This is a genomic window from Pseudomonas syringae group sp. J309-1 (assembly GCF_032582135.1).
In the GTDB taxonomy this organism is placed as follows: Bacteria; Pseudomonadota; Gammaproteobacteria; order Pseudomonadales; family Pseudomonadaceae; genus Aquipseudomonas; species Aquipseudomonas quasicaspiana.
Map to the genome: position 1 here is coordinate 56,209 of NZ_JAWHNU010000021.1, position 17,181 is coordinate 73,389.

The 17,181-nt window shown below is 55.8% G+C and carries 16 protein-coding genes and 3 tRNA genes; 10 read left to right on the forward strand and 9 right to left on the reverse strand.

The window, feature by feature from the left end; genetic code table 11:
* Window positions 1-42: 42 nt before the first annotated feature.
* A complete protein-coding gene (locus tag RX972_RS13755) occupies window positions 43-975 on the reverse strand; it encodes a chemotaxis protein CheV (protein ID WP_027902539.1) in 933 nt (310 codons plus the stop codon).
* 79 nt (window positions 976-1,054) lie between these two features.
* Between RX972_RS13755 and flgA the strand changes: the two genes are divergently transcribed.
* From flgA to RX972_RS13775, 4 genes are all read left to right on the forward strand, one after another.
* Window positions 1,055-1,813 (forward strand): flagellar basal body P-ring formation chaperone FlgA, encoded by a 759-nt coding sequence (gene flgA, locus RX972_RS13760; RefSeq protein ID WP_316876088.1) that lies wholly within the window; start codon window positions 1,055-1,057, stop codon window positions 1,811-1,813.
* Window positions 1,814-1,997: 184 nt separating this feature from the next.
* Window positions 1,998-2,315, forward strand: a complete 318-nt coding sequence (gene flgM / locus RX972_RS13765; protein WP_316876055.1) for a flagellar biosynthesis anti-sigma factor FlgM — start codon at window positions 1,998-2,000, stop codon at window positions 2,313-2,315.
* Between the two features lie 49 nt (window positions 2,316-2,364).
* Window positions 2,365-2,829 carry a flagellar protein FlgN gene (locus RX972_RS13770; protein WP_316876056.1) on the forward strand — a complete coding sequence of 155 codons (465 nt, stop codon included), beginning with the start codon at window positions 2,365-2,367 and terminating at the stop codon, window positions 2,827-2,829.
* Between the two features lie 82 nt (window positions 2,830-2,911).
* The gene (locus tag RX972_RS13775; protein WP_099267516.1) at window positions 2,912-3,658 is read left to right on the forward strand and encodes a flagellar brake protein; all 747 of its coding nucleotides are present in this window, start codon (window positions 2,912-2,914) and stop codon (window positions 3,656-3,658) included.
* Between the two features lie 223 nt (window positions 3,659-3,881).
* Here the strand turns inward: RX972_RS13775 and RX972_RS13780 are convergent, their stop codons facing one another.
* The 4 genes from RX972_RS13780 to RX972_RS13795 all read right to left on the reverse strand — a co-directional run bounded on the left by RX972_RS13780 (window position 3,882) and on the right by RX972_RS13795 (window position 9,144).
* The gene (locus tag RX972_RS13780) at window positions 3,882-5,252 is read right to left on the reverse strand and encodes an MFS transporter (protein ID WP_122396603.1); all 1,371 of its coding nucleotides are present in this window, start codon (window positions 5,250-5,252) and stop codon (window positions 3,882-3,884) included.
* Window positions 5,253-5,306: 54 nt separating this feature from the next.
* Window positions 5,307-6,548 (reverse strand): glutamine synthetase family protein, encoded by a 1,242-nt coding sequence (locus RX972_RS13785; protein WP_176560556.1) that lies wholly within the window; start codon window positions 6,546-6,548, stop codon window positions 5,307-5,309.
* Between the two features lie 302 nt (window positions 6,549-6,850).
* Window positions 6,851-7,543, reverse strand: a complete 693-nt coding sequence (locus tag RX972_RS13790) for a sensor histidine kinase (protein WP_122805623.1) — start codon at window positions 7,541-7,543, stop codon at window positions 6,851-6,853.
* Window positions 7,540-9,144, reverse strand: coding sequence for a response regulator (locus RX972_RS13795; protein ID WP_316876061.1), 1,605 nt, complete (start codon window positions 9,142-9,144; stop codon window positions 7,540-7,542). The genes RX972_RS13790 and RX972_RS13795 overlap by 4 nt, the downstream gene beginning before the upstream one ends.
* Before the next feature lie 566 nt (window positions 9,145-9,710).
* Here RX972_RS13795 and RX972_RS13800 point away from each other — a divergent pair.
* A complete protein-coding gene (locus RX972_RS13800; protein WP_027900092.1) occupies window positions 9,711-12,116 on the forward strand; it encodes a TonB-dependent siderophore receptor in 2,406 nt (801 codons plus the stop codon).
* Window positions 12,117-12,438: 322 nt separating this feature from the next.
* On the forward strand, window positions 12,439-12,762 hold the full coding sequence (locus tag RX972_RS13805) for a hypothetical protein (protein WP_316876090.1): 324 nt from the start codon (window positions 12,439-12,441) through the stop codon (window positions 12,760-12,762).
* 84 nt (window positions 12,763-12,846) lie between these two features.
* On the opposite strand, the gene RX972_RS13810 is transcribed toward RX972_RS13805, so the two are convergent.
* A tRNA-Arg gene (locus RX972_RS13810) sits at window positions 12,847-12,923 on the reverse strand.
* Window positions 12,924-13,238: 315 nt separating this feature from the next.
* On the opposite strand from RX972_RS13810, the gene RX972_RS13815 reads away from it, so the two are divergent.
* From RX972_RS13815 to RX972_RS13825, 3 genes are all read left to right on the forward strand, one after another.
* Entirely contained in the window at window positions 13,239-13,490 is a 252-nt protein-coding gene (locus tag RX972_RS13815) for a hypothetical protein (RefSeq protein WP_099267518.1), read from the forward strand.
* Window positions 13,491-13,539: 49 nt separating this feature from the next.
* Window positions 13,540-13,725 carry a PA3371 family protein gene (locus RX972_RS13820; protein WP_027900089.1) on the forward strand — a complete coding sequence of 62 codons (186 nt, stop codon included), beginning with the start codon at window positions 13,540-13,542 and terminating at the stop codon, window positions 13,723-13,725.
* 421 nt (window positions 13,726-14,146) lie between these two features.
* The gene (locus RX972_RS13825) at window positions 14,147-14,476 is read left to right on the forward strand and encodes an Arc family DNA-binding protein (RefSeq protein WP_027900088.1); all 330 of its coding nucleotides are present in this window, start codon (window positions 14,147-14,149) and stop codon (window positions 14,474-14,476) included.
* 155 nt (window positions 14,477-14,631) lie between these two features.
* Here RX972_RS13825 and mgtE read toward each other — a convergent pair whose 3' ends face one another.
* A complete protein-coding gene (mgtE, locus tag RX972_RS13830; RefSeq protein ID WP_027900087.1) occupies window positions 14,632-16,074 on the reverse strand; it encodes a magnesium transporter in 1,443 nt (480 codons plus the stop codon).
* A gap of 319 nt (window positions 16,075-16,393) precedes the next feature.
* Here mgtE and bamE point away from each other — a divergent pair, with 319 nt between their 5' ends.
* On the forward strand, window positions 16,394-16,912 hold the full coding sequence (bamE, locus tag RX972_RS13835) for an outer membrane protein assembly factor BamE (protein WP_316876072.1): 519 nt from the start codon (window positions 16,394-16,396) through the stop codon (window positions 16,910-16,912).
* A 43-nt stretch (window positions 16,913-16,955) separates the two neighbouring features.
* On the opposite strand, the gene RX972_RS13840 is transcribed toward bamE, so the two are convergent.
* Window positions 16,956-17,032 (reverse strand) — tRNA-Arg (locus RX972_RS13840).
* Between the two features lie 72 nt (window positions 17,033-17,104).
* A tRNA-Arg gene (locus RX972_RS13845) sits at window positions 17,105-17,181 on the reverse strand.

The window sequence follows — 17,181 nt, forward strand, 5'->3', positions numbered from 1 at the left end:
TGCCGCCTCTCAAATCATGTAAAACCACCAGGAACGACGTTCCTAGCTGATGTCTGCTGCCTTGATTCTGTCCACAACGCGTGCTGCGAGGTCATCAGGCCGGAATTTGGCAAGGAAGTCATCCGCGCCAACTTTCTTCACCATAGCCTGATTGAACACACCTGACAGAGAAGTATGCAAAACGATGTGCAATTTTTGCATCCGAGGGTCATTACGAATCTCGGAGGTAAGCGTGTAGCCGTCCATTTCCGGCATCTCGATGTCGGAAATCATCATCAGGAATTCTTCTTCAGGCTTCTTGCCTTCAGCGACCATCTGCTTGAGGTAATCCAGTGCCTGACGACCGTCGTTAAGCGCTACCACTTCAACGCCAACAGTCTGTAGACAGCGGCTGACCTGTTTGCGCGCCACTGAAGAGTCATCGACCGTCAGCACTCGCAGAGAAATGGCTTTGTGATGGGTTTCCTCGTCGATCACACCGACAGACACGGCTTCCGACATCGGTGCCACTTCCGCAAGAATCTTCTCGACGTCGATGATTTCCACCAACTGGTTATCGACCCGCGTCACTGCCGTCAGGTAGTGATCGCGACCCGTTCCCTTGGGTGGCGGATGGATCTCTTCCCAGTTCATGTTCACGATGCGCTCGACCGAGTCCACCAGAAAACCCTGAACCTTGGTGTTGTACTCAGTGATGATCACGAACGCGTTATCAATCGACATCTGCCCTGGCAAACCGGTTGCCATGGCGAGATCGAGAATCGGGATCGTCCCGCCACGAATGTTGGCAACGCCGCGCACAATCCGACTGGATTTGGGCATCACAGTGAGCTTGGGGCATTGCAGCACCTCCTTCACCTTGAAGACGTTGATCCCATAAAGCTGTTTGCCATTGAGACGGAACAACAAGAGCTCAAGGCGATTCTGCCCAACCAGCTGTGTTCGCTGGTTCACTGAATCCATTACACCGGCCATGCTGCGACTCCCCTATCAAAGTAACCATCGCCACAGCACCTGGTCAGGTAAGCGGCACGGGCCTTGCTTTTCATACGTCATGAATGCAAAAACGACAATTTCCCGACACGCCATCTTCAAGAACCGCATCTTGCTCTGTTCGCTGGCTTTGCTGTGCCTTTCTGCCTTGGTGAGTACCAGCCGGGCAGACAGTTTCACATTGCCTGAACAACTTATCGGCGTCACTCAGGGGTTTCTTGAATTCACAGTTGAAGACTATTTGGCGACTGCCCAGATCGAAGGGCGCTACGAAATTGAAGTGCGTCAATTGGACCCGCGTCTGCGCATGCCTTTTTGCGACAAGGAATTGACAGCAAGCCTTGAAAGTCCGCGTCCCGTTGGCCGCGTGACTACCCGGGTGCGCTGCGAGGGCTCGTCACCGTGGACGGTGTTTGTGCCCGCCCAGGTGCGGTTGTTCCGGAATGTGGTGACCGCCGTTCGCCCGCTAAAACGTGACGCGGTGATTACCGAGCAGGACATCGCCATGCGCGAGCGCGACATCGGTTTGCTGGGTCAGGGGTTTCTGTCTGCTGAAGATCAGGCACTAGGACAGAAAATCCTCCGACCAATGGTCATTGATCAAATAATTGCGCCCAACTTTCTGGAACAGCCCCAGATGGTTAAAAAGGGTGATCAGGTGGTGATCACCGCTCGCAGCGGCTCCATCTCCGTGCGGATGCCGGGCGAAGCGTTGTCTGACGGGACGTTCAACGAACAGATACGGGTCAAGAATCTAAACTCAAAGCGCATCATAAAGGCCAACATTACCGGGCCTGGACAGGTGGAGGCCCCTATGTGATCAGCTATGCGACGCGATAGAACACTGGCGTGAAACGCTTGTTTTTCCTAGACTGCGAAACAACTTCTGCGGTTTGAGGTCCATTGGCTGCGCAAAACGCAAATGGATTTCACTTAGCAGGCTAAAGTTTTTTTGCATTTGGTCGAAACCATGGCAAGCGTCCAATTACCCAGAGGTTTTTATCATGGTCATTGACTTCAACAGACTGAACAGCGGCAACGCGGTTAGCGGCACGACACGTACCAACAGCGTTAAAGAAACAGGCAAGACAGAAGCAGCGGTTAAAACCGGCGCACTGGAAAAAACCGCCAGCACCGGCGAATCCGTAAAACTGAGCAGTGAGTCTCAACAGTTGCAAAAGATCACTGACAAGCTGGGCGAACTGCCGACGGTCAACAGCGCCCGCGTGGCGGAGTTGAAACAAGCAATCGCAGACGGCAGCTATAAAGTGGACAACAACCGTGTAGCCAGCAAGCTGCTTAATTTCGAAGCTTCGCGCTAGCCCAATGCTCGCGCGGTATCTTCTGGACGCTTAAAAACCAGAGCATGCGATGCAAGATACTAATTTGCTTCAACTGATGACCGAAGATATGGTCCCGGCCCAGCAACTGCTGGAAATACTGCAGGCAGAATCCCTTGCTCTGATCGGTCGCGACATGGCCGAGATGGAGCACGTTCTGGCTAAAAAGCAGGCGCTGGTGGTATTGCTCGAACAGCATGGCCGCAAACGCAGCCAGATCCTTAGTGGGTTAGGACTGAGTCCGGACCGCAAGGGCCTGATTGCGCTTGCTGCCAGCTCGTCGCTGGGCGAACAGTTGATCAAGGCAGGCGACGATCTGAGTGAACTGATTACTCAGTGCCAGCTCGTCAATACACAGAACGGCAGTTCTATCGTGATGCAGCAGGCCTCGACTGCTCATCAATTGCGGATACTGACCGGTGACATGCCCACGCTGTATGACAATCGTGGGTCGACATCGGGCCGTGCAAAACCACGGCCGTTAAGCCAAGCGTAGTTTTCTGTATCAAGGCGCTTTGCATGCTGGCAAGATGCCCGCCATTGCATTGCTGTCGTATTTTGCCTGGAGATGGAAAAAAGTGAATGGCTCAAGCGCGGACGATGCTCCGCAGCCCCCAAAGGTACTGAATACGCCTTTGGAAATTGCCGCCAATTTGCGGCTGCTACTTGAAAGTCATGATCCTCTGATCATCACTTTTCATGAGCGCACACAACGTTTTCAAAGTTATTTGATCGAGGTCGACCGCGAAAGCGATGTCATTGCCCTCGATGAAATGATCCCCCGTGACGGCGAAAAATTCCTCGCCAACGGTGAAGCTTACCGGGTCGAAGGCTTTCATGACGGCGTGCGAATCGCCTGGGAAAGCAACAACCAGATGACCATTCATGAAGTTAACGGCGAGCGTTTCTACCGCGGCCCGTTGCCAACAGAAGTTATCTATCACCAGCGTCGTAACGCGTTCCGTGCAGCACTGAAACTGGCCCAACTGGTCAGCATCGAGATGGGCGGCGACCGACTCAAATTCCCTTTAAGCGGCAAGTTGCTGGATATCTCGGCGACGGGGTGCAAGCTTCGCTTTGAGGGCGACGTTTCAGAACGCATGCAGCTGGGCCAGGTGTATGAGCGTTTCGTTGCTCAATTGCCGTTCGGCACCATGACCGCCCCGGTTGAATTGCGTTATCTGCACTTCGAAGAAAGGGTAAACACTACCTTCGCCGGGATTCGCTTCCATAACATGAGCGGCCTTGTGCAGCGTCAGGTTGAACGTTTTGTGTACCAACTGCAGCGTGAAGCGCGTCGCTTCGACAAGGACGATGACTTCTGACAGCTGTCTTTGGCTATTAAAAAAGGCGATTGCGCGGTGAGCGTAATCGCCTTTTTTGTTCATACGATTTCTGCTGATCGAGACCCGCCTCTGACTTGCCACTGTAGGAGCGCACGAGCAACGCGAGGCCGCGATGGCGGCGGGTCGGGTATACCGCCATTGCGGCCTCGCGTTGCTCGTGAGCTCCTAAAGATACAATCCAGTCCGCCCTACCCAATCCAGGCTAAGGCCGATTGATCTCCTCATCCTGCACAACCCCATCGGCCTCCCCTTCAGCCCTGGCCTCAACCGGCGCCTCAACCTCAGGCTCCGGTTCAACCACCGGTTCAACCGTGGTCTGCATCTGGTCCTGAACTACCTGCTCATCAACCCGCGGGTCAAGCGCAACCACCAGTGGCGAACTGGACATGCTGTCCGGCATCGCGACGTGGTGCAGTGGCGCATCGTCCACCTGATGCAGGTGAGTCACGGCTTTAGGTCGGATCAGGAACACCAGCGCCAGTGAAGTCAGGCAGACGAAGGCATAAAGCATATTGCTGCCTAGCGCCTTCATCAGCGCACCCGCCGCCAGCGGACCAATACTGGCGCCAATGCCGAAAGTCATCAGCAACATTGCCGTCAGCGACACCCGGCGCTCACCTTCCACGTGGTCGTTGGCGAACGCGACGGCCAGCGGGTAAAGGCTGAATTGAATCAACGACACAATGAAGCCGACGACAAACAACACCTCCAGCGGCATGCTGGGCAGGATTGCCAAAGGCAACGCCACGACCGTCAGGACGCCGGCAAAAGCCCGCATCAGTTGAGCACGATCATAACGGTCAGAAAGAAGCCCCAGTGGCCACTGAACCAGCAGGCCGGCCAGAATACAGCAAGCCATGAACATACCGACATGCTCGGTCGACAGGCCCTGTTGCGCTGCATACAGAGGCGCCAGACCATAGAAAGCACCGACGATAAGTCCCGCACCCAATACGGTTGTCAGCGACTGCGGAACCCGACTGATAAAGAAGCGGGGTTCCAAAGGCGCGGGATGCAGGGGTGCCGGGTGAATGCTGCGGGTCATCGCCACAGGGACCAGACACAAGGCAAAACACATCGCCACCAACATCAACAGCTCTGGCCCCAATCCGGGGTGGACCACCAGAATCATCTGACCCAGCACCAAACCCAGGTAGGACGCGATCATGTAGCCACTGAAGACCATGCCACGCTGCTTGGGAGCTGCCTGCTCATTCAGCCAGCTCTCGATCACCATGTATTGGCACATCATGCCCAGGCCCACGATCATCCGCAGGAATAGCCAGGCTGGCAGCCAGTCAATCAGGCCAAGGCCCAATACCGCTGCCCCGACAATACCCGCACAGGTGGCATAGGCACGAATATGCCCGACACGACCGATCAGGCGATGCCCGACCTTGCCACCCAGCACCAGCCCCACGTAGTTGGCGGCCATCAGCGCACCGATCCACAGGCCATCGACCTGGTCAGCGGACAATCGCAAGGCAAGGTACGTACTCAGAAGACCGGAGCCGGTCAACATCATCAGGGAGGCAAAATACAGACCCTGAAAGGACTTCCAGATTTGGCGCATCGACTTTCCAAAAATTAGGAGCCGCCGAAATGGACGGCTCCTGAAACACGATTCTTAAGCCTGGGCAGCCAGAATGCGCCGTTCCCAGGGGGTGATTTCATCAAAAAAGCTGGTCAGTTCCAGGGTCTTCGATGCGATGTAGCCTTCGATGAACTCAACGCCAAACAGTTCCTTGGCCAACTGACTGCGTTTCAGACGCTCCAGAGCGGCATGCAAGGTACATGGCAATGACAATTCATCCGGCACATGAATATCGCCCTGGGTCGGGGCCGTCGGCTCCAGTTGCTGATCGATACCATGAAGCCCTGCTGCCAGGCTTGCCGCTATCGCCAGATAGGGGTTGGCGTCTGCGCCCGGCAAGCGGTTTTCAACACGTCTGGCTGCCGGTCCACTGGCCGGAATACGTAATCCCGCCGACCGATTGTCATGGGACCAACAGGCGTTATTCGGCGAAGCAAATGGATGATACAAACGCTGGTACGAATTCACGTTTGGAGCAAGCAGCGCCGTGAAGTCAGCCATGCAAGCTTGCTGACCGGCAATGAACTGCCGGAACAGTGCCGTTGGCTCGCCCTGCTCGTCGCTGAACACATTCGCGCCAGTGACCGAATCAACCACACTTTGATGAATATGCATCGAACTGCCCGCCGTATGCGCCAGCGGTTTTGCCATGCACACCACGATCAAACCATGCTTGAGCGCCACTTCCTTTAGCAAGTGCTTGAACAGCAGCGTCTGATCGGCGAGCAGCAGCGGATCGCCGTGAAGCAGATTGATCTCGAACTGGCTGACACCCATTTCATGCATGAAGGTGTCACGGGGCAGACCCAGTGCAGCCATGCATTTATAGACTTCGCTGAAGAACGGCCGCAGACCATTGTTGGAACTGACACTGAACGCTGAGTACCCTTCCTCGCGACGGCCATCGATTCCGGCTGGCGGCTGAAAAGGCCTGGCCGGATCGGGATTTGGCGCAAAGACAAAAAACTCCAGCTCGGTAGCAACCACCGGTGCCAGTCCACGCTCGGCATAACGAGCGATCACTGCCTTGAGCAAGCTTCGGGTAGACAGATTACAGGCTCCACCGCCCAGCTCTTCGGTATCACAGATCGCCAGCGCGCGAGGCTCGGCACTCCACGGCAAGCGATGGATCTGCTGCGCATCGGGGATCATTGCCACATCACCGTCATCGCTGCCGTAAAAACGCGAAGGCGGATACCCGCCCATGATGCATTGCAACAGAACACCCCGGGCCATCTGCAAACGCCGACCTTCAAGAAAGCCTTCGGCAGTCATCACTTTGCCGCGGGGTATTCCATTTAGATCAGGGGTGATGCATTCAACTTCATCAATGCCCTTCAATCGCTGTGCGAGCGTGTTGTGGCCATCGCTGGTCATGACTCGAATCCTTCCTTTTTCTTACGGAGCGCTCCGTAGCTGGACGTACAAAATACGCACCACGTGTGGAGACTTTCAAGTATCAGAGGCTGATCAGCAGCAGGAGCGACCCGAACAGCTGAAAAAAACCCACCGTTCAAGGTGGGCTGATGAGTGCGCCGGGGTGTCCGGATTGTTTTGAAGAGCTCAGTAAACGATGACTAAGGCAAATAGATCCGAAACAGCCCGCCCCCTAGGGCACCGCCATTAGCCAGCTCAATCCGCCCATGCACTCCATTACGCTGATGCTGCTCAGCAATGCGAGCGGCGAAGTAAAGTCCGAGGCCGGTGCTGCCGCTGGCCTGGTTGATACCCAGTGCGTAATCAGCCTGCTTCTCAAGCATGCTTGCGGAAAAGCCTGCGCCATCGTCATTGATCGCGATGCAGAGCTGTCCGCCTTCTTCGCTGACGCTGATGGCAATAGTCTTGCGAGCATAACGAATGGCATTGATGGTGACGTTACCGACTACCGTGCCGATTAATTCGCGGTCGAAGAAACCCAGCGGGATGAGCGCATCGACTTCGCAGGTCGCCACGATACCGCGACTGTTCAACACCTCTTGATGATGAGCCAGTTGCCCTTCGATGAAGTCGTCCATCTCATGGTAATCAGGGCGCAGGGGCAGCTGATTGACGTCCAGCTTGTAGAGGCCGAGTAGCTGCACGAGCATGCCGTTGAGCCGGGCAAACTCGTACTCGATCACTCCATGTTCCGGGGTGTCTCGCTGCTCGTCGGTCAACTTCGCCAGCCATCGGTTGTGAGACTGACCCAGTGTCGACAGGGAGTTCTTCATATCATGTACCGTCGACGCAATGACCATGGAAAAATCCATACTCGTTTCGTTTTCGCTCATGCTCCAAATGCCTTGCTCTGCAGTTTTTGATAACGCTCGAAACGCGGGTCACTCTCCGGCATCTTGCCCACCATTCTCAGGCAGGCGCGACACTCTTCCAGTTTCGCTGCGTCAGGTGCTGTCGCCATGGAATGGAGCAATGCCTGCGCCAGATTCAAGGCGATACTGATGTTCTTGGCTTGCAGTGCCAGAGCGCGACGGAAAAAATCCTGCGCATCGTTGAGATTACCGGCCTTGTAGGTGCGCACGCCCTGAACGTTGAGCTCGATGGCAGCTTTGTTGGCACCGAGGATCGTGGGGTCATCCGTCTGTTTGGCGATGCTTTGCATCACCTGCGGGTCATCACCGTAAATCTCGGCGCAGCTTTTCAACACGCCCGCCCCCGCCTCTTCATGCCCAAGACTCTGCAATTGCGAAGCAACGGCCAACGCGGCATCAGCACTCAGGAACTGGTCCATGTTCTGCAAGCGACCCATCGCATCCGCAGTCAGCTTGGCAGCCATCTCAGGATCGGAATGCTTGACGCTGGCAGCCTTCATCAGCCGCGTGCGCACCTGAAGCCCCTGGTCGGCACCGTTTTCCTTGGCGACCTCACTCAGCGTCTGATTGATCTCAACACGAGCACGCGCATCCAGGCCTTGTTCACCACCGCGACTGATCAATGCCTGAGCGAAGCCGAGATTGGTTTCCGGGTTCTTGAAACGCGAAAACTGGCCTTGGTTGACCGCCTGGCGAAAGGCCTTGGAAGCACCGTCAAAATCGTTGTTGTCCAGCGCCAGCTTACCGAGCAATGTTTGTCGGCGCACTGCCAGTGGAGAAATCTTGACAGCGTCTTCCAGCACTTTCTGGGCCCGCACCACATCACCACGGGCAACCAGCGCCTCGGCCAAGCCATCGTAAAGGGTTGGCATACCGGGAAACGCTTTTATAGCCGCATCAAAAACGGCTTGGGCATCTGCGTGCTTGTTGCGCTTGAGCAATAGATTGCCCAGTGCTGCGTACGCCCAAGGGGCCGGGCGATCAGCCAGAATCGACTTGAGGAATGCTTCAAGAGGTTCAAATTGTTTGAGGTCGCGCAGCGCGTCCGCCTTGTACCGCAGACAAAGCGGTGCATATCGCGGGTCCTGCTTGGTCAGGGCCACGCATGCGGCCAGCACTTCCGCAGGCTTGCCGCGATCCAGCGCCTGCAGGATCGGCTTGAGCATGCCCTTGCGCTGCACCAGTTTTTCAAGACGCTGCGCCAGTCCTGCCCGGTTGAAAGGCTTGGTCAGATAAGCATCCGGTTCCCATTCAAGCGCACTCATTACCATGGCCTGGCTGTTTTCTGCCGTGACCATGACAAATACGCTTTCGTGGCTCAACAACCGGTCGACCATCAGGTCTTCGAGCACATGCTGGCCGTTTTTCTTGCCGTCACCGAGATTGAAGTCATGCAGAACAAAATCGTAGCGCTTCTGCGAGCACATCTTCAGCGCCTGCTCTCCGGTGTCGGCGGTGTCGACATCCCTCACCCCCAATTCACGCAGCATAGAGCGCACCGAGCTGCGGAAGTCGGAGAAGTCGTCGACGATCAGAAAACTTTTTTGGTTGTACGCCAGCATCAGGGATCCTGTCAGGGAAGAAAGAAGATGAGCCCAAAGGCAAACATATAGACGGGTCCAGCTTCGCTGCCCATTTTTGGCGTGCAATCACCGCTCAATAGCATTACGCCATCACGCACATTCTACATCAAAGCCCTGCTCCAGAGCTCTGAACGGCACCTTGCGGCCCTGCCCGGTTCACGTACATCACCACCGCGTGAAATCAAACGGGCCATCGCCGATATGACGTTTATCGGCACCCTGCCAGTTTTCTAGAGCCTGAATAATGGCCGGTGACTGTGTTTTGATAGGCGCTCTGTGGGAGTCAGAAATCAAGCTGCAAAACAGAAAACTCACAAAATAAGTTTCTGTAGGAGCGCACGGGCAACGCGAGGCCGCGATGGCGTTCTGTCTGACACACCGCAATCGCGGCCTCGCGTTGCTCGTGCGCGCCTACAGGACGACCGTTTAATGAGCGACTTGAGCGTCGAAAACAAGGGATTCGAAAAAAATTGCGTATCCCCTGTCCCCTTTTTTCGCCTCACCGGTCATCACAGGTAAGTGAACAAATATGAGAGCCTACCTCCATGTCCCCAGCGTCGCCTTTTCGTTTGCGCCCCTTGCTGCATTTCAGTCTTTTGCTGACTTTGAGTTCCAGTCCACTCTTCATTTCGTCCAGTTGGGCCGAGGGTGCAGACCGTCGCACTTACGAGGTGCCCGCAGGCAGTCTGGGCGCGGCGCTGACCCGCTTTGCCGGTCAGGCTGGCGTCAATCTGTCGGTGGACCCAGCCCTGGTAAGTGGTCGTAACAGCGCCGGACTGTCTGGCGATTTTGCGGTGGAAGAAGGCTTCTCACGCCTGCTGCAAGGTTCCGGCCTGCAACTGGTGTCTGTGGCGGATCATGCCTATACCCTGATCCCGGCACCGGAAGGCAGCAGTAGCCTGCAACTGGCACCTACCTCGATTCTCGGTGCAACAGGCTCGACAGACGGTCAGGCTTACGCCGGAGGCCAGGTAGCTCGCCGCGGATCCCAGGGCCTGCTCGGCTCGCGGGATTTCATGGACACGCCGTTCAGCATGACCACCTACACCAGCAAGACGGTCAAGGATCAGCAGGCCAGAACCCTGGGCGACCTGGTCGCCAGCGATCCTTCGGTACGTGCGACCAACCCCGCAGGCGGGCGCTACGAACAGTTCACCATCCGCGGCCTGAGCCTGTTCAACAGCGACGTTTCCTATAACGGTCTGTACGGCATTTTGCCGACCTATACGATCGACATGGAAATGGCTGACCGGGTGGACATCCTCAAAGGCCCGAGTCAACTGGTCAACGGCATATCACCGCGAGGCAGCGTCGGTGGCGGCATCAACGTGGTGCCCAAGCGCGCGACTGACAAGCCCATCACCGAGCTCACCGGCAGCTACGCCTCCAATAACCAGCTGGGAACCGCCATCGACGTCGGCCGCCGGTTTGGTGACGAAGGCAAGTTCGGCATCCGCTTCAACGGCGTCAAGCAATCAGGCGACACCGAATGGGACCACCAGAGCGTCGACCGCGAGATGGCGGTGCTGGGTCTGGATTTCCGTGGCGAACGCCTGCGTCTTTCAACGGACATCGGGCACACCGAACGTGACACCGATGCCCCCCAGGAACGCGTACAGATCGGTGCCAACGCGCAAGTACCCAACGCCAATGACGTGCGTCGCAACTACGCGCAAGCCTGGAGCCAGGCGCGCACCCGAGATACCTTTGGTGCTGTGAACGCCGAGTATGACGTAAGCGATTCGGTCATGGTGTACGGCGGCGTGGGCGCGCGTAAAAGTAACCACGATTTTCTCCGTCATGCAGTTTCAATCACCAATGATGCGGGCGATTTCAGCGTCCAGCCCCGTGACTTCACCCGTGATGAAAATGTCCGGACGGCCACTGCGGGCGTTCGCAACTGGTTCCAGACCGGTCCTGTGAGCCATGAAGTCAATCTGGCCGCCAGTTACTTCTACATGGACTTCGAAAATGGCGGCGCGCGGTACGCCGCATCCCCGAGCAACCTGTTCGATCCAGTAGACACGCCGACACCCGACAACCCCACCCGGCAAGATGCAAAGGTCTACACGGAGAACCGCTACAGCGGGCTCGCGTTGTCCGACACACTTGGCTTCTTCGACGACCGCTTGCTGCTGACATTGGGTGCACGCTGGCAGCGGGTCAAGGTTGATGACTGGACCGATAACGTCAAAGGTGACACGGCTTACGATGAAGAGAAGATCTCACCTTCGGGCGGCATCCTCTACAAAGTGACCGATCAGCTATCGGTATACGCCAACTACATGGAAGGCCTGAGCCAGGGCAAGATCGCTCCTTCTACCTCTATCAACGAGGACGAGATTTTTCCGCCTTTCATCAGCCGTCAGGTGGAAGTGGGTACCAAATACGACCTGGGGACATTCGCCTTCACAGCCAGCGTATTCAGAATCAAACAACCGGCTTACGAGACCAACGCCACAACGCGGGTCTTTGGGCTTAACGGCAAGCGTGAAAACACCGGCGTCGAACTCACCATGTTCGGCGAGCCACTTAAAGGCGTCCGCCTGCTCGGCGGCGTGATGTACATCGACAGCGAATTGACCAACACCGTCAACGGCACTTTCGACGGCAAACGCGCCCCCGCCACACCTGAGTACAACGTCAACCTGGGGGCCGAGTGGGACGTGCCGAATGTTAAAGGCCTGACCCTGACCGGCCGCGGCATTTACTCCAGCTCTCAGTACCTGAACCAAGCCAACACCAAGGAAATCGACTCATGGGAGCGGTTCGACGTAGGCGCACGCTATGCGTTCAAGGTTGACGACAAGGACGTGACGCTGCGCGCCAACATCGAAAACGTCATGGATAAACGCTTCTGGAGTTCGGCAGGTGCATCGGATGACAGCGAGCCAGGTCTGACGCTTTCTACGCCACGGACTTATCTGGTTTCGGCCACGATCGGGTTTTAAGCACTACTGAATGAGCAGCGCCCAAGGACGGGCGCACCCTGCTCGCCTCCTCTCCAACGGTGCAATGCCGTACAGGAACCTGAGTGACCGGTATCGGGTCGCATGCAAAGTTGCTTTATTCACGCGGCAAACACGCCTGTAGGGGCGCGCTTGCCCGCGATAGCGTCAACGCAGCCGATAGATTTATCGACTAACAGATCGAATCGCGGGCAAGCGCGCTCCTACAGATCATATGTTTGCTGCGCGACATTGCGCCGCCCTGCCTGTGGGCGACCTTCTACCGAATGATTCCAATCGCATATTGATAACAGGAGCTTTCAACCTGAACCCCGTAACCCCGGATGGCCGTTATTTCATTGTCAAAGGGCAACTGTGGCGCTGCTCCAATCCCGCACTGGATGAGGATGAGCGCCAGCGCCTGGTGAAAGACCTGATGGCCGCACGCCGCTCCGTCAAGGCAGCAAAGGCGTCGGGTGATCCTCATGAGATGACGGCGGCGAGATCAGCCGTTCACGCGGCGAAAGTAGCCTTGGGGGAACGTGGGCCGGTGTGGTGGACGGACGGTGCACCGGACTTCAACAGGCACAAGGTCGTCAACACACCGTACGCGGAGTGGTACCAGTCGCAGGGAGAAATCACTTCTTAGCACCAGGAAATAGTGCTAGCCCGATAGACGCCGGTTTTCAGAAGAAAAAGGAGACCAGGAGACAGCAAGCAGCGTTGAGTCAGATGGTGTCCCAGGGCAGGTTCGAACTGCCAACCTTCCCCTTAGGAGGGGGATGCTCTATCCAATTGAGCTACTGAGACGCAGTGGCCAGCACACAGAACGGTGCCAGCGAGGACGGCGTGCATGTTAACGACACATGACCATTTTGTCATGTCGTCTTTGTCTTACACGGCTGTGGTCCATATCCGTTTAATTTGCCCGAAATCTGCACGGTCATGCATTTTGCAACGGCCCATATGGCCATCATTGCAAAACGCATGCAAACACCCTCCTGCAGACATTTCAAGCCATTGATTTATAAGGGTTTTATTAGCAATCAAAGTTGGCATGCAGACTGCACTATTACTGACGGTAGAGACCCTTCCTTAAGAAAGTTCCATCGGAGGTAAATGAAAATGAACATCACCCTTTCAGTGTTGAACGCTGCAGCGCTGGTTGCACTGGTGGCTTTTCATTTTCAGGACGATGGTAAAGCAGAGCAAACCGCGCTGCAGACTCAGCCGCACCACCTTCTGCGCCAGGCACCGCAGCTGGCTGTCATGACTGATCGCAGCAACAAGCCTCAAGCTGTGACGCTTGCCAATGACGGCGACTCTCAAGCCTCTGGCTCAGCAAATCTGAGAACTGAGCCTCGCTGGGTTTTCTGAAGTCTTCCACGCCTCCGTGATGCAACGAATAATCGAAAAGAGAACCGCCATGTCCAAGTCCGCTGTGTCGTTCATCCTCCTTGCCTTGCTGGCTGTAGCTGTTGACTTTCAGTTGCCTGCAACGGCTGAAGGGCTGAGTAGTGCTGCAAAGATCGCTGCTGGTGTGTTTTCGGTTCTGTTTGTTGTCGCTCTGATCCTCGGTCGCCGTTTCAAATTCGACCCGGTACTTCGTTAACTGCAACCCCCTCCTCTGCGGATCCATCATTTGCGATCCAGCGAAGCGTCAAGCGCGGGACTGGCGGGCTACCCGTCACGTCTGTCGGCCAGCATTCGTATTCCACTGGCAACCTTCTAAGCTGACAAATAGCCATCACGGCAGTCATGGGCTCGTAAAAGGTACGAATTCGCACCTTACAGATGAGCGGATGCTTTAGGGCTTTGCTAATTCGCTCGCAATTCTGATAATTGGTGCTGGCTAATCGCCTTTATCTGAGTCAATATTTGTCACAGAATTGACGCCAAGGATATGGCAGATTGGGGCATGATGCTGGCCTCTTGAGAACACGGTTGAACATTTCGCCAAAAGGGCTGTCACAGATTGACATCCATGCGGCGACTTGCAAGAACCGCTCCCCCTGAACTAACCGGTTAAATATATGAGCCCTATGAAACAGGCTACTTATTCCAGCCGCACGGCTGACAAGTTCGTCGTACGTCTACCAGACGGCATGCGTAATCGTGTGCAAGAGGTAGCTAAAAACCACCATCGCAGCATGAACTCAGAAATCATTGCTCGCCTCGAACAAAGCTTGATTCAGGAAGGTGCACTGGGCGACGAACCTAGCCTGCGCCTCGACAGTCCTGAGCTGTCCCTGCATGAACGTGAATTGCTGCAACGCTTTCGTCAATTGTCCCACCGTCAGCAGAACGCACTGGTGTCACTGATTGCACACGACACTGAGCTGGCTGCAGACAACGAAGACTGATCGCAAGATCAAGTTTTTCAAGCCAGCGTAATTGCTGGCTTTTTTTATTCGCGGATTTTTATTGTTTAGTTATTTGTAGTACCACCTTGTAAGACATATCCGCGAACCATAAAAAAACCGCCTTAAAAGGCGGTTTTTTTATGCAGCTAAAACAACTAAAGCAGGAAGATGGTGGCCAACCCCAGGAAGATGAAGAAGCCGCCACTGTCGGTGACTGCTGTGATCATGACGCTCGCCCCCATCGCCGGGTCCCGGCCGAGCTTGGACAGCGCCATAGGGATCGTGACCCCCATCAGAGCTGCCAGCAGCAGATTGAGTGTCATGGCCGCTGTCATCACGACACCCAGCGACCAGCTGCCATAGAGCAGATACGCCACGACCCCAATCACCCCACCCCACACGACACCGTTGATAAGCCCCACCGCCAGCTCTTTGCGCAGCAGGCGCTTGGTGTTGCCGGTATTGACCTGGTCGAGCGCCATGGCTCGCACAATCATCGTAATGGTCTGATTGCCCGAGTTACCGCCAATCCCGGCCACAATCGGCATCAAGGCTGCCAGCGCGACCAGCTTCTCGATAGAGCCTTCGAACAAGCCAATCACACGCGAAGCCAGGAATGCAGTGATCAGGTTGATTGCCAGCCACGCCCAACGGTTATGCAGTGAGCGCCAGACGGAGGCAAAGATGTCTTCCTCTTCACGCAAACCTGCCATGTTGAGGACTTCGGTTTCGCTCTCTTCACGAATGAGGTCAACCATTTCGTCGATGGTCAGACGGCCGATCAGCTTGCCGTTCTTGTCCACCACCGGCGAGGAGATAAGGTCGTAACGCTCGAACGCCTGAGCGGCCTCGTAGGCATCACCATCCGGGTGAAAACTCACCGGATCATTGGCCATGACCTCCGACACCTGCTTCTCAGGGTCATTGACCAGAAGGCGCTTGATGGGCAGCACGCCCTTGAGCACCCCGTCGTAATCGACTACGAATAACTTATCGGTGTGTCCCGGCAACTCTTTCAGACGACGCAGATAGCGCAGAACGACTTCAAGGCTCACATCCTCACGGATCGTGACCATCTCGAAGTCCATCAGCGCGCCGACTTGCTCTTCATCGTACGACAGCGCAGAACGCACACGCTCACGTTGTTGAGTGTCCAGAGCCTCCATCAGCTCATGGACAACATCGCGAGGCAGCTCGGGAGCAATGTCGGCCAGTTCGTCGGCGTCCATTTCCTTGGCGGCAGCCAGAAGCTCGTGATCGTCCATGTCGGCGATCAGCGTTTCCCGAACGGAATCGGATACTTCGAGGAGAATGTCGCCATCGCGGTCCGCCTTGACCAACTGCCAGACCGTCAGACGATCTTCGAGAGGCAATGCTTCCAGGATGTAGGCGACGTCGGCAGAGTGAAGGTCTTCGAGCTTGCGTTGCAGCTCGACCAGGTTCTGCCGGTGAACCAGATTTTCTACACGGTCTTGATTCTGACCTTCCTGACGATGAGTCAGGTCTTCAACAATACGCTGGCGCTGCAGGAGCTCGATAACCTGAGCCAGACGATCCTGCAAACTATCCTGCGTTTTTTTTACTTCGATTTCGGACATAGGCGAACTCCACTCCCAGCAGCGGAGCACGCCGGGAGATCAATCAGTTAATGCATGATTGCTTAAAGAAACTGTTGAGTAACTACTGGGTAAGTCCATGGAGGTTTTCCACAAGCCCCGGCGGGGCTGACGGGCGCAATCATACACCGCTTGGCCACATAGCACGCTACAAAATTCTGGCCAGAACAAGCGCTTGCAACACAAACTTCATAATCTGCGCGGCAATAGACCTTCGACGACACATCCCGCCAAGAAAACACCTGCCCGCACCAAATGATCTTCACTAGTCTTTTGCGACATCCGTCACGGAAGACCCCAGATGAACCAAACGCACGCCCGCCTTCTAGGCCTCGCCCTGCTCTGCTCTTCAACCTTGCTGCAAGCATCGAGCGTTCTGCGCTGCGAAGACGCTACCGGCAACATCACCTTCACCACCCAGGGCTGCCCAAGCGGAGAGGACGTACAGTGGCAAGACGCTTACAACGCGCCGCCCGGCTCGGTTACGCCGTTGCTTCCCGGCGCTGAACAGCAGGACAGATCCGGTAGAAGATCAGCACAAGCCGCTCAATCAAAAGCTGCTCAATCAGAAGAATTGGTAATAGTCGGTCAGCGTGACGACGGATGCGGCAACCGCCTGAGCCCCGAGCAACGTCGACGGGCGATCATCAATCAGCAGACGCCACCCGGCATGACGCGCAAGGACGTAGAAAGCTTACTGGGCAGGCCCGACAAGGTAGTGAGCAGGAATGGCGAGACGCGATACGTGTATCACGAGAAGAAAGGCCGCAGTAGCCAGGTCACATTCGACGAGCATGACTGCGTAAAAGGCAAACGCTAGAAAGCAAAAAGCCCGTATCAAACGATACGGGCTTTTTGGTGTTTGGTGCACTCGACAGGATTCGAACCTGTGACCGCTCGGTTCGTAGCCGAGTACTCTATCCAGCTGAGCTACGAGTGCATTAGCGCTTGATAAACCAGATCACCGCTGGTTACAACAAAGTCACCTGCATTACTGCAAACAACTCTTAAATGGTGCACTCGACAGGATTCGAACCTGTGACCGCTCGGTTCGTAGCCGAGTACTCTATCCAGCTGAGCTACGAGTGC